The sequence below is a fragment of the Streptosporangium sp. NPDC053982 genome (assembly GCF_055585205.1).
In genome coordinates this window covers 161,606-173,524 of sequence record NZ_JBVJKQ010000011.1, presented here as the reverse complement: position 1 = coordinate 173,524, position 11,919 = coordinate 161,606, and the positions used below count along the sequence as shown (strand labels likewise).

The 11,919-nt window shown below is 70.5% G+C and carries 11 protein-coding genes; 4 read left to right on the top strand and 7 right to left on the bottom strand.

What is annotated here, in order from left to right:
- Positions 1-112: 112 nt before the first annotated feature.
- Both ACZ6W9_RS21450 and ACZ6W9_RS21445 read right to left on the bottom strand, forming a co-directional pair.
- On the bottom strand, positions 113-1,240 hold the full coding sequence (locus ACZ6W9_RS21450) for an epoxide hydrolase family protein (protein WP_389966906.1): 1,128 nt from the start codon (positions 1,238-1,240) through the stop codon (positions 113-115).
- Positions 1,241-1,525: 285 nt separating this feature from the next.
- Positions 1,526-2,101: a dihydrofolate reductase family protein gene (locus tag ACZ6W9_RS21445; protein WP_389966903.1), complete on the bottom strand. Its 576-nt coding sequence runs from the start codon at positions 2,099-2,101 to the stop codon at positions 1,526-1,528.
- A gap of 345 nt (positions 2,102-2,446) precedes the next feature.
- On the opposite strand from ACZ6W9_RS21445, the gene ACZ6W9_RS21440 reads away from it, so the two are divergent.
- Positions 2,447-2,896 carry a MarR family transcriptional regulator gene (locus ACZ6W9_RS21440; RefSeq protein WP_389966900.1) on the top strand — a complete coding sequence of 150 codons (450 nt, stop codon included), beginning with the start codon at positions 2,447-2,449 and terminating at the stop codon, positions 2,894-2,896.
- A 51-nt stretch (positions 2,897-2,947) separates the two neighbouring features.
- A complete protein-coding gene (locus ACZ6W9_RS21435; protein WP_389966897.1) occupies positions 2,948-3,532 on the top strand; it encodes an NADPH-dependent FMN reductase in 585 nt (194 codons plus the stop codon).
- Positions 3,533-3,602: 70 nt separating this feature from the next.
- Here the strand turns inward: ACZ6W9_RS21435 and ACZ6W9_RS21430 are convergent, their stop codons facing one another.
- From ACZ6W9_RS21430 to wecB, 5 genes are all read right to left on the bottom strand, one after another.
- On the bottom strand, positions 3,603-4,322 hold the full coding sequence (locus tag ACZ6W9_RS21430) for a nucleotidyl transferase AbiEii/AbiGii toxin family protein (RefSeq protein WP_389967144.1): 720 nt from the start codon (positions 4,320-4,322) through the stop codon (positions 3,603-3,605).
- Positions 4,292-4,501, bottom strand: a complete 210-nt coding sequence (locus tag ACZ6W9_RS21425; protein ID WP_470119220.1) for a hypothetical protein — start codon at positions 4,499-4,501, stop codon at positions 4,292-4,294. Before ACZ6W9_RS21425 ends, ACZ6W9_RS21430 begins: the two co-directional genes overlap by 31 nt.
- Positions 4,501-5,115, bottom strand: coding sequence for a type IV toxin-antitoxin system AbiEi family antitoxin domain-containing protein (locus ACZ6W9_RS21420; protein ID WP_389966892.1), 615 nt, complete (start codon positions 5,113-5,115; stop codon positions 4,501-4,503). The genes ACZ6W9_RS21425 and ACZ6W9_RS21420 overlap by 1 nt, the downstream gene beginning before the upstream one ends.
- Before the next feature lie 206 nt (positions 5,116-5,321).
- Entirely contained in the window at positions 5,322-7,379 is a 2,058-nt protein-coding gene (locus ACZ6W9_RS21415; protein ID WP_389966889.1) for a glycosyltransferase family protein, read from the bottom strand.
- 165 nt (positions 7,380-7,544) lie between these two features.
- On the bottom strand, positions 7,545-8,714 hold the full coding sequence (gene wecB, locus ACZ6W9_RS21410; RefSeq protein ID WP_362939826.1) for a non-hydrolyzing UDP-N-acetylglucosamine 2-epimerase: 1,170 nt from the start codon (positions 8,712-8,714) through the stop codon (positions 7,545-7,547).
- 56 nt (positions 8,715-8,770) lie between these two features.
- On the opposite strand from wecB, the gene ACZ6W9_RS21405 reads away from it, so the two are divergent.
- A complete protein-coding gene (locus tag ACZ6W9_RS21405; RefSeq protein WP_470119217.1) occupies positions 8,771-10,444 on the top strand; it encodes a glycosyltransferase family 4 protein in 1,674 nt (557 codons plus the stop codon).
- A gap of 240 nt (positions 10,445-10,684) precedes the next feature.
- Complete coding sequence (locus ACZ6W9_RS21400; protein ID WP_389967141.1) at positions 10,685-11,902, top strand: nucleotide sugar dehydrogenase; 1,218 nt, start codon at positions 10,685-10,687, stop codon at positions 11,900-11,902.
- Positions 11,903-11,919 lie beyond the last annotated feature (17 nt).

The following is an 11,919-nucleotide window of genomic DNA, read 5'->3' as shown; positions in this document are numbered from 1 at the left end:
GTCCCGATGAGGCCCGGAACGCCGGCGCCCCGGTGCCCGGCCGGGAGGGCCGGGCACCGGGGCGCTCACCGCCCGGCCGGGAGGGCCGGGCACCGGGACGTTCGCCGCCCGGTCAGCGCAGGTCGGAGAAGAACTCCCGGACGTCGCCGGCCAGCGCCTCCGGCTGCTCCAGGGACAGGAAGTTGCCGCCGCGCTCGAACTCGGTCCACCGGGTGACGTTGTGGTCGCGCTCGGCGAACCGGCGGATCGTGATGTCGGTGGTGCGGGCGAGGGCGACGGCCGTGGGGACGGTGCCGCGACCCTTGGGCGCCCAGGCCGCCGGGTCGTGGGCCATCTCGTAGTAGAGGTTCGCCGAGGAGCCGGCGGTGCCGGTGAACCAGTAGACGCTGACGTTCGTCAGCAGGGCGTCGCGGCCCACGGCGTCCTCGGGCAGCTCGGCCGCCGCGTCCGTCCACTCCTTGAACTTCTCGGTGATCCAGGCGAGCTGCCCGACGGGGGAGTCGTGCAGGCCGTACGCGAGGGTCTGCGGGCGGGTGGACTGGATGACGTTGAACCCCATCATGTCGTCGCGGAAGTTCTGCAGCCGGGCCAGGCGCTCCTGCTCGTCCCCGGTCAGGCCGGCGAAGTCGGCGGGGTCCTCGGAGGGGAAGGTGACCAGCCCGTTCAGGTGGATCCCGACGACGCGCCCGGGGGCCTGGCGGCCCATCTCGGCGGCGATCCAGGCGCCCCCGCCGCCGCCCTGCACGCCGTAGCGGTCGTAGCCGAGACGGTCCATCACCTCGGTGAACGCGCTCGCGATCTTCCCGGTGTTCCAGCCGGGGGCGGTGAGCGGCCCGCCGAAGCCGACGCCGGGGGTCGAGGCGATGACGAGGTGGAAGTCCTTGGTCAGCGGTTCGACGACCTCGGTGAACTGGGTGAAGGATCCCGGCCAGTCGTGCAGGAGCAGCAGCGGGAGCGCGTCGGCGGCGTCGGACCGGACGTGGGCGAAGTGGATGGTCTGGCCGTCGACCTCGGTGGTGAACTGCGGGAGCTCGTTCAGCCTCGCCTCGGCGGCGCGCCAGTCGTAGCCGTCCGCCCAGTGGCCGGCGAGCCCCTTCAGGTAGTCCACCGGCACGCCCCGGCTCCAGCCCGCGCCGGGGATCTCGCCGCTCCAGCGGGTACGGCGGAGCCGGTCGCGGAGGTCGTCGAGGTCGGCCTGCGGGACGTCGATGTGGAAGCGGCGGATCTCGGTGCTCGTCATGCCGGCGTGCCTCTCTCGCGGTTCACCGACCCGCTCTGCGGAGCGGATCGTTCTGTTCCAACTATAGCAGAACGGAATGCTTCATTCCACAGTCTGCCGGTGGTCCCGCCCTTCCGGAAGGAGGGTCGAACCGTGGGCGTCGCGGGCCGGACGGTGGGAGGCGAGGTGCCTGGTTCCGCCTCCCACCGTCCGGTCATCGTGCGGTGGTTGCAGGTGGGGTGCCTGGTTCCGCCTCCCACGGCTGGTCACCGCGCGGTGGTTTCAGGTCCCGCCTCCCAGCAAAGGTCACCGTACGACGCGGAAACGCAGGTGCGTCACGCGCGACGACGCGGCGACCGCCGTGCGCTCCAGCTCGACAGGACCGGCGCCGATCTCCTCGAACAGTCGCCGCCCACGGCCCAGCAGCACCGGCGCGACCTGCAGGTGGATCTCGTCGAGCAGGCCGGCCGAGAGGGCCTGCCGGGCGACGTCGACGCCCATGAGGTTGACGTTCCGGCCGCCCGCCGCCGCGCGGGCCCGCCGGATCGCGCTCTCGACCCCGTCGCCGACGAAGGCGAAGGTCCCGCTCCGCATCGCCAGGTCGTCCTGGGGCCGGTGCGTCACGACGAAGCAGGCTGCGGGGAAGGGGGTGTCGCCCCAGACGTCGATGCCGACGTCGAACGTCCGCCGGCCCAGCACCACCGCCCCCGTGGCGGCGGACAGCTCCTTGATCACCTTGGAGTCGACCTCGTCGTCCGCGGCCCCGAAGACCCACTCGTGCAGGCGCAGGCCGCCCACGCCCATCGGGTTCTCGGGACTGACGTCCGGTCCGGCCGCGAAGCCGTCCAGGGACATGGTGACGTGCAGGATGACGGCGCTCATTCAGAACTCCCGGAGGTCGTTCACATCCGCGGGATGCGGATGTGCCGCCATACCGACCGCGGGGGAGCCCGGAACTCATCGCCGCCCGCCGGCGGCGTCCTCGGCGCGCCAGGCCTTCACACGGCGGCGAGCCCGGCGTCCTCGGCGCGCCGGGGCCTCCCGCACGGCGGCGAGCGCGGCCTCGTCCGAGGCCGCGGGCAGGCGGGTGACCGTTGGACCTCCGGATGCGCGTCGCGAGGTCACCGTCCCCGGCGCGGACTCCGTCGCGGCTCCGGCTTGACCTCAAGCATCGTTGAGATTTTAGCGTGATCTCCGCCTGTCCCGTCGAGGAGGAAGAGCCCTGTCATGAGGGAATACACGCTGGACGAACTCACCGCGCAGCCCATCGGCTACTGGAGCGGCGAGGCGTATCGCACCGTGGTCGGGCGCATCAGGGCGGATCTGGCGGTCGAGCGGCTCAACCAGCCGGCCTGGTGGATCCTCAACCACGTCGAGAAGGCCCCCGGGGAGTGGACCCGGGCCCGGCTCACCGAGCGGCTGGCGTCCTTCGACGACCAGGGGACCGATTTCGACGGCGTCTACGACGACCTGCTGGACCGGGGGTGGCTGGCCGAGGAGTCAGGCGTGCTGACCCTCACCGAGGAGGGACGGGCCGGGCGTGCGCGAGCGCAGGAACGCGCCCTGCGCGCACACGAGCGGACGCACGACGGCGTCTCCCCGGAGGAGTACGCGGTCACTCTGAATGTCCTGCGCCGGATGATCGAGAATCTGGGCGGCGACAGCGACCTGCCCTGACGCGGCGACCACCCGTCCGTGACCATTCACCGAAATGAGAAGGAAGCCGTGATGAACGTAGCGATCATCGCCGGAAGCACACGCCCGGGAGGCAACGGAGAGGCCGTGGCCCGGTGGGTCCACGACCTCGCGGCCAAGCGCGGCGACGCCCGGTTCGAACTCGTGGACCTCAAGGAGTTCGGCCTGCCGCACCTGGACGAGGCGTCACCGGCGGCGATGGGGCGGTACGGCCTGCCGCACACCAGGCGGTGGGCCGCCAAGATCTCCGAGTTCGACGCATATGTATTCGTCACGCCCGAGTACAACCGCTCGATCCCCGGCGCGTTGAAGAACGCCATCGACTTCCTGTACGCCGAGTGGCACAACAAGGCGGCGGGGTTCGTCGGCTACGGCGTCTTCGGCGGGATCCGGGCGGTGGAGCACCTGCGCCTGGTCATGGGCGAACTGCAGGTCGCCGACGTGAGCGCACAGGTCTCCCTCACGCTGGCCGCCGACTTCGAGCACTTCAGCGTCTTCAAACCGGCCGCCCGCCAGGAGGACGCGGTCACCCTCATGCTGGACCAGCTCATCGCCTGGGGAAGCGCCCTGCGGACCGTCCGGCTCCGAGGACGCTCCACGGTGCCCACGGAGATGTGACAGATCCGGGCTCTGCCACTGAACCGCTCCCCGCCGAGCCCGGTCGATCCCCTGAAGGGTCACTCGGTGTTCACGACCAGGCATTCGACTCGGGATGCCAGGTCAGGACCGCCGCATCACCGATGAGGAGAGGATCCGCGAAGGCCGTGACGATCGACACGACGTCGGAGAAGAGGTCCGGGTAGCCCTTCGCCGCCACCCCTTGCCGACGTCGCCAAGCGGCGTAGGGTGACTGGCGGCGTTTCCCGAGATCGGTGATCGACGATGTGAGCGATCGCAGTGGAATGCCGCGGTGCTCGGCGGTCGCCGTCAACGCCGTGGTGAGTTCGCCGCCGTCGAGTTCGTGGAGGGTGACGAGGCGGTAAAGGTCGGCGTAGTCGCGTTCCCTGGTATTGAGGTCGCCGAGCGAGATGGCGGTGGAAAGCTTTTCCGCGATGACCGTGGCCAAGGGATAACCGAAGATCTGAAATCTCTCCGCGGAGAGCTGCTGCGGATAGTGGATGATCTGAGGATTCGGCGTGACCGGATCCCCGAAGCTGACGTCGAGCTGCAGCTTGAGGCGCGCCCGGGCGATCGCCGCGGTCATTGTCAGGCGCAATCCGTTGTATTTCTCGTCCGCTCGCATCGGGACGGTCTTGAGGGAGCCGGGATCGAACTCGACACCGTCGTCCACTTCGGTGGCGGCGATGGTCGCGATTCTCTGCATGATCTCGGCTTCGTCGTTGCGGAACGCACATCCCAGGATGTCGATGTCACGGGTCATGCGGCGTGCGCCGAACTGAGCGAGCAGAAGGCCGCCTTTGAGGACGAAGTGTCGTCCACCGGACGGGAGAGGCTGACTCGGTAGAGGAAGCGTTCGAGCAGGTACTCGATCATGACCTCATCGGTGGACCGCCCGGTGCGACGAGCCAGGTTACGCAGGTCGTTGTAGATACGACCAGCCGTGGTGTCACGGGTGGGGTTCGGCATCAGGCCAGCACCGCCTCGATAGCGGGACGAATGATCGACAGTGCGCCGAGGTCATTGGCGATTTCTTGGAGGTCACGGACTCCGCCGGGCCCTTCGCGGCGAAGATAGCGGCCGAGGGCCGCCAGCGCCAGCGATTCACCGAATCGCCTGCGGTGACGCATCGCATCGACGACAGCGCGTGCGGCACCGTACACGGGCACCGTTTCTCCCGGTGCCGCCTCGAACTCCTCGACGGAGAGGAGGAAGGTCTCGGCCGCGTACTGGCTGACCGTGGTCGGGGGGTAGGAGATCGATGGGCGATGTGTGCCTCGGGGGATCGCGATATGGACGCTCGACGGGATGTCGTCGATCAGTTCGTGGATCGCGAGGGCGGACTCGCCACATACAACGGCCCGTGGAGCTCTCAGGCAGACGGCGAGCAGGTCGAGGTGTGCGGTCTCAGGGGCGTCGGCCCGCCGGTAGACGCCTCGCGAGATTTCATCTATATCCCCGGCTGAGGAGAGAAGAGACAGATCGCGTGGTGAGATGGTCGCGCTTCTGGCCTGCGCCGCCGTGAACGTCGGAGGAATCTCGGCCATGCGTGCCGCGAGCCGAGAGTCCACCGGAGGCCCCATGTATCAAATCCTACCCATGCAGGGGTCCCATGGGTAGGATTTGATACATGGGCTCACCGTGATACAGAGGCGCACTCAGTCCTCACTGCCCGGATTCCGCGCGGACGGCCTCCCCGTGTCACCAGACGGCCTGGTGGACGTGTACAGGATCTGGAATGCCGGTGCGGGGGATACCTGGCCGGTGCGTGGCGCTCGGGCGGCCGGGGTCAGATCATCACGTGGTCGTCGGGGCGGCCGACGAAGGAGAACTGGGCGCCGCGGGTGAGCTTGTGGTCGTCGGGCTGCCAGGTGTGCATCGCCGGGTCGCCGCTGCGCCAGTAGACGAAGTTGAACCGGTCGGTGGAGTAGATCTTGACCCGGTCCTCCTTCAGCCGCTTCACCAGCCGGGTGTCCTCGCCCCGGGTGACGTCCTCGAAGCCGTAGTGGCGGAACATCTCGGCCTTGCCGAGGAAGGTGCCGCCCTGCACCAGCCAGGCGTAGCGGTGCTCCAGGCCCGGCATGCGCAGCATCGTGGTGTTGGTGGACTCGAAGTAGGCGTAGTGGGCGCCCTTGCCGACCAGTTCGGCGTCGGAGTAGTCGAAGGCGCGGACGAGGTCCGACAGGTAGTGCTCGCCGTACAGGTTGTCGTCGTCCATCTTGGCGATCAGTTCGCCCTCGGCCGCGGCGATGCCCATGTTCATGCAGGCGCCCAGCGACATCGACGCGTCGGCGGCCAGCACCACGACGTCGGAGACCCCCGCCATGCGGGCCTTGTCGGCGACCACGACCGGGTCGATGTCCAGGCCGTGCAGCACCATGACGAGCTGGACCGGGCGGTGGATCTGCCGGGCCACCGAGGAGATGGCGTGTTCGAGCTGCGAGGCCCGGTTGGTCGGCAGCACCACCGAGACGGACCGCGTCCGGGGCTGCACGGGCCGGCCGAGGAAGCCCAGGATCTGGTCCACCCGGTGGGTGAACAGGTGCTTGTCGAAGACCTCGCGCATGGCCAGGTGCCCCCGGCGGGCGCGCAGCTCGGGGCTGTTGACCAGGTGCAGGACGTTGTTGTAGGACTCCAGCTCGTCGTGGGCGATGGGGACGAGGTCGCCGAAGGTCTCCTCGATGGCCCGGGACCAGCCGGAGACCACCGGGGTGGAGCAGGCCGACAGCTCGAAGACCCGCCGGGCGCACATGGTCGGCGAGTGCAGCACCGAGTTCACGTTGAGGAAGACCTTGTACATCTTGTACGCGGCGAGCATCCGGTCGTAGGGCAGCTCGCCCACGATGTGCGGGACGTACTTCTCCGGCCAGGCGTACTTCTCGTCCACCGTGCCGTTGCGGGCGAAGATGTGCAGGCCCAGCTCGCGGATCGGGTCGAGGACCGTCTCCATCTGCTCGCGGCGCTCGGGGTGCTTGTCGCGGAAGTACATGCCCGCGAAGACCACGTCGTGGATGCGGCCCTGCTTCTCCTGGATCGGGTTGTGCACCCGGGGCTGGGCCGCGAACTGCAGGACGTCGACCCGGTCGTGCCCGAGCACCTTGCGGTAGCGCGGCACCATGTCGCCGTCGCAGGTGAAGACGTAGTCGAACAGCTTGGCCGTGTCGATGAAGAAGTCGAAGTTCGGCGGGTCCTCCTTGTTCCAGAAGACCGTCGGGATTCCCTCGGCGCGGCACCACTCGACCAGCGCGCGCAGCTCCGGCTTGGGGGCGTTGGTCCCGGTCATCTGGTAGCGCCAGCGGCCCTGGTTGCCGTGCCAGGCCGACTCGGCGAACAGGATGTCCGGCCGCCGCTCGGCGAAGATCTCCGGCCAGTCGCGAAGCCCGAACTCGATCTGGTCCCACTCGTACTTGAACGCCATGCGGGAGAAGTCGTCGAGGATGACCGCGACCTTGAGGTCGGGCCGGTTCACCGGTCCGGCCGGCCACTTCACCTGCGGCACGTCCACGACGGGTCCCCGGTTGGAGACCTCCTCGATCACCTCGGACACCGGACGGGGCGCCTTGGGCGCGCGGCCGGGCCGCATCGCGCCGCGCAGCTTGCCCGGCAGACCCACCACCCCGGCCCCGCGGGACCCGGTCAGCGCCTCGGCCACCCGGTAGGGGCGCTGGACCTTCGTCGACTCCAGCTTCCACTGGGCGTACTCGGCGCGGGCCTCGGCGATGGCCAGCCGCCGCTCCAGGTCCTGGACGCGCTCTTCGTAGCGCTCGATGACCTTGCGCTCCTCGGGCAGCCAGTTGACCGGTCCGAGACGCTGGTACTTCGGCTCTTCGGGGGTCTGCTCACTCATGGGTCGGTCGCCTTCGTCCGGGGTCGTGCCAGCGTACGGCTTACGCCGTGATCAAACGGGCGTTTTGTGGAGATTCGCGGCGTACGGCCTGCCCGGCACGGCACCGTAGGGCACGGCCCGCACGGCCCGTCACGGCATACCGAGAAGCCGTACGACCCGCACCCGTCACAGCGCGTCGCGCGGTTCGTTCTGCGCCGCCGGGGACAGGTTCCGCCCGCCGAGCCACGCCTCGATCACCCGGGCGATCCGGGGACCGGCCTTGCCGTCCCAGAGGGGCGGCAGCTCGCCCGACGGCGTCGCGGCGCCGGCGGCCAGGGCCCGGTCCGCGGCGGCGGGAAGCTGCGCCGGGGTGACCAGGCGGTTGGTGCCGTGCGTGACGGTGACCGGCCGCTCGGTGTTGGGCCGCACGGTCAGGCAGGGCACGCCCAGCATGGTGGTCTCCTCCTGCACGCCGCCGGAGTCGGTGACGACCAGGGCCGCCCCGCGCACCAGCGACAGGAAGTCGACGTACCCCAGCGGGTCGACGATGGACAGCCGCTCGCCGTCCACCAGGCCGGCCTCGGCCAGGCGGGTCCGGCCGCGCGGGTGCAGCGGCACCACGACCGGCAGCCGCTCGCTCACCGCCAGCACGGCGTCGACCAGCTCCTTGGCCGCGGCCGGGTCGTCGACGTTGGCCGGGCGGTGCAGGGTCGCCACCGCGTACCGCTCGCCCAGCCCGAGGCGGGAGCGGACCGGGGCCGGGTCGAGCCGGTCCAGCGCGGAGAACAGGCTGTCGATCATCGGGTTGCCGACGAGATGCACCCGGGCGGGGTCCACGCCCTCGTTCGACAGGTGGGAGAGCGCGTCGGGCGAGGTGGCGAAGAGGATGTCGGACAGCGCGTCGGTGACGACCCGGTTGACCTCCTCGGGCATCCCCCGGTCGAAGGAGCGCAGGCCCGCCTCGACGTGCGCGGTCGGGACGTGCAGCTTGGCGCAGACGAGGATCGCCGCGAGCGTGGAGTTCACGTCGCCGTAGACGACGACCAGCGCCGGGCGGTGCGCCAGCACCACCTCCTCCAGGCCGGTCAGCAGGGCCGCGGTCTGGCGGGCGTGCGAGCCGGACCCGACGCCGAGGTTGGCGATCGGCTCGGGCAGGCCGAGGTCGGCGAAGAACACGTCCGACATCAGGGCGTCGTAGTGCTGGCCGGTGTGGACGATGCCCTGGCGCACACCCAGACCCGCGAGCGCCCGCACGACCGGGGCGGCCTTGACGAAGTTGGGCCGCGCGCCGAGCACGTGCAGGACGAGCGGGTCCTCGGGGGCCGGAGCCGTCTCCGTGGGGGCATAGTCCCTCACTGACCTCGCCTTTCATCCGGGAGTAGGTCAAACGTTGCCTATGGTACGGTCACGGCGTGGTATCCGACGCCAGCAGGCCAGAGTCCCCCAAGGTATCCGCGAGGACGGCCCGAGCCGGTCTCGGCGGGCTGCTGAAGGGGTTCGCCCAGCACCCCGTGATCGTGTCCCGCGTCGTCGCGGCCAAGGTGAAGTCCGACCCGGTCCGGGTGGCCCAGGCCGCGGCGGAGACCCTGCCGCCGAAGCTGCGCCCCGTCGTGGGCAAGGTCGCCTGGCCCGCCGCGCGCCGCGCGAGGTTCGTGTTCCGCAAGCTCGGCATGCGCGTGCTCAAGGGCCCCTGGAACGACGCCAAGGAGCACTTCGACTCCGGCCGGATGACCGACGCCGTCGCGGTGCTGCAGCCGTACGTCAAGTACCCCTTCATCAACCGCAGGGCCACGTACTACGCGGGCGAGCTGGCCGCCATCCAGCCGAACCCGATCCCGCCCAAGCCCAAGGTGATCGTGGGCGAGCGCGTCCCGGGGCGGGTGCTGCACTGCGTCACCAACGCCCTGCCGTACACGCAGGCGGGCTACACCGTGCGGACCCACCGCATCGTCACCGCGCAGAAGGCCGCCGGGCTCGACCCGCACGTCGTGACGAGCTGGGGCTGGCCGATGATGCAGGGCCACGCCGACGCCGAGCCGTACGAGGAGATCGACGGGATCCCCTACCACCGGCTGCTGCCCGACGGCGGCGAGGTGCCGTTCGAGAGCCACGGCCGGATGATCCGCGGCGCCGGCGAGGTGACCGAGCTGGTCAGGACGCTGCGCCCGCAGGTGCTGCACGCCGCGACCGACCACCGCAACGGCTCGGTGGCGCTGGCCGCCCGCGAGCGGACCGGCACGCCCCTGGTCTACGAGGTCCGCGGCTTCCTGGAGGAGACCTGGGCCTCGCGCGACCCCAAGCGGGTCGGCAGCCAGCGGCAGGTGCTGCAGCGCGAGCGCGAGGCGTTCATCATGCGCTCGGCCGACGCCGTGGTCACCCTCGCCGAGACCATGGCCACCGAGATCGCCGAGCGGGGCGTGCCGCGGGAGCGGATCTACCTCGCGCCCAACGCGGTGGACGACTCCCTGCTCACCGCCTCCTACGACGGCCCGGCCTTCCGCGCCTCCTACGGCATCGAGCCCGGCGAGATCATCATGGGCTCGGTGTCGAGCATCGTGGGCTACGAGGGCTTCGGCACGATGATCAGCGCCGCCGCGCTGCTGCGCGACCGGGGCGCCCCGATCAAGGTCCTGCTCGTCGGCGACGGCGCCGCCCGGCCCGAGCTGCTGGAGCAGGTCGAGGAACTGGGGTTGCAGGACATCGCGATCCTGCCCGGCCGGGTCGGCCCGGACGAGGCGCTTCAGGCTCAGGCGGCCATCGACATCTTCGTCTGCCCCCGCGAGGATCTGCGGGTCTGCCGGCTGGTCACGCCGCTGAAGCCGGTCGAGGCGATGGCGCTGGGCAAACCGGTCGTGCTGAGCGACCTGCCCGCGCTGTCGGAGCTGGTGGGCACCGACGGCGCCGGCCTCCTGGTCCCGCCGGGCGATCCCGAGGCGCTCGCCGACGCGCTCGCCGCGCTGCGCGAGGACCCCGAACGGCGTGCCGCGATGGGCGAGGCGGGACGGGCCGAGGTGGCGGCGAAGCGCACGTGGAGCCGGGTCGCGGAGACCTACCGCGAGATCTACCGATCCCTCACCGACCGATGACCGCCCCCCGTGAGCTGGATGACCAGCTGTTTACGAGGCGTTCAGTCGCATTAGACGTGCCTCGTGCCGACTTGAGATAGCCTTTGCCACCATGAAGTGTTGTTTCCGGCATTCCAGGGTCGCGCCGTGAGCGAGCGAAGCGAGCACGCCGACGGGCGGGGCGACCTCGCGGGCGTGGCCGAGGAGGCCCATGACGTGGGTGTCTACGACCTGGCCGTCATCGGTCTCGGGTATGTCGGCATGCCCCTGGCCAAGGAGGCCGCGGCGGCGGGCCTGCGGGTCGTCGGCTTCGAGGTCGACCCCGCCAAGGTCGAGGCGCTGAACGCGGGCCGCTCCTACATCGACGACCTCACCGACGCCGACCTCGACCACATGCTGGCCGGCGGGTTCCGCGCCACCCTCGACGAGTCGGTGCTGGCCGCGAGCCGCACCATCGTCATCTGCGTGCCCACCCCGCTGGACGAGGACCACCGCCCGGACCTGTCCGCGGTCGAGGGCGCCACCGCCACGGTCGCCCGCAACCTCTCCGCCGGCACCCTGGTCGTCCTGGAGTCCACCACCTGGCCCGGCACCACCGACGAGGTCGCCCGCCCGATCCTGGAGGCCTCCGGCCTCGCCGCGGGCACCGGCTTCCACCTCGCCTTCTCGCCCGAGCGCATCGACCCGGGCAACCCCAAGTACGGCCTGCGCAACACCCCCAAGGTCGTCGGCGGCTACACGGCCGCCTGCCGCGACCGAGCGGTCGGGTTCTACTCCCAGTTCGTCGAGCAGGTCGTGCCGGTCAGCGGCACCCGCGAGGCCGAGATGGCCAAGCTCCTGGAGAACACCTACCGGCACGTCAACATCGCCCTCGTCAACGAGATGGCGATCTTCTGCGACGAGCTGGGGGTCAACCTCTGGGAGTCCATCGAGGCCGCGGCCACCAAGCCGTTCGGCTTCCAGAAGTTCCTGCCCGGTCCGGGCGTCGGCGGCCACTGCATCCCGGTGGACCCGTCGTACCTGTCGTACACGGTCCGCAAGCTGGGCTACCCGTTCCGGTTCGTGGAGCTGGCCCAGGAGATCAACGAGCGGATGCCGTCGTATGTGGTCGCCCGCGTGCAGCGGCTGCTCAACCGGCACAGGAAGGCCGTCAACGGCGCGAAGGTGCTGCTGCTCGGCGTCACCTACAAGCCCGACATCGCCGACGAGCGGGAGACCCCGGCCCTGCCGGTCGCGCGGGCCCTGCTGGAGCTCGGCGCCGACCTGGTCTTCGCCGACCCCCACGTGAGGGAATGGCGGGTGGACGGCGTCGAGGTGCCGCGCGAGGAGGACCTGCACCGGGCGGTCGCCGAGGCCGACGTGACGCTGCTGCTGCAGCAGCACGCCGCCTTCGACCTCACGACCATCGAGGACCACGGCCGGCTCGTGCTCGACACCCGAGGCGTGCTCGCCGAGGGTGAACGCGTCGAGCGACTCTGACGGCGGAGGCTGCGCGC

Coding starts and splice junctions, on each gene's coding strand:
- ACZ6W9_RS21450 (WP_389966906.1), bottom strand. CDS start 1,240: ATGACGAGCACCGAGATCCGCCGCTTCCACATCGACGTCCCGCAGGCC.
- ACZ6W9_RS21445 (WP_389966903.1), bottom strand. CDS start 2,101: ATGAGCGCCGTCATCCTGCACGTCACCATGTCCCTGGACGGCTTCGCG.
- ACZ6W9_RS21440 (WP_389966900.1), top strand. CDS start 2,447: ATGAGGGAATACACGCTGGACGAACTCACCGCGCAGCCCATCGGCTAC.
- ACZ6W9_RS21435 (WP_389966897.1), top strand. CDS start 2,948: ATGAACGTAGCGATCATCGCCGGAAGCACACGCCCGGGAGGCAACGGA.
- ACZ6W9_RS21425 (WP_470119220.1), bottom strand. CDS start 4,501: ATGCCGAACCCCACCCGTGACACCACGGCTGGTCGTATCTACAACGAC.
- ACZ6W9_RS21420 (WP_389966892.1), bottom strand. CDS start 5,115: ATGGGGCCTCCGGTGGACTCTCGGCTCGCGGCACGCATGGCCGAGATT.
- ACZ6W9_RS21415 (WP_389966889.1), bottom strand. CDS start 7,379: ATGAGTGAGCAGACCCCCGAAGAGCCGAAGTACCAGCGTCTCGGACCG.
- ACZ6W9_RS21400 (WP_389967141.1), top strand. CDS start 10,685: ATGCCCCTGGCCAAGGAGGCCGCGGCGGCGGGCCTGCGGGTCGTCGGC.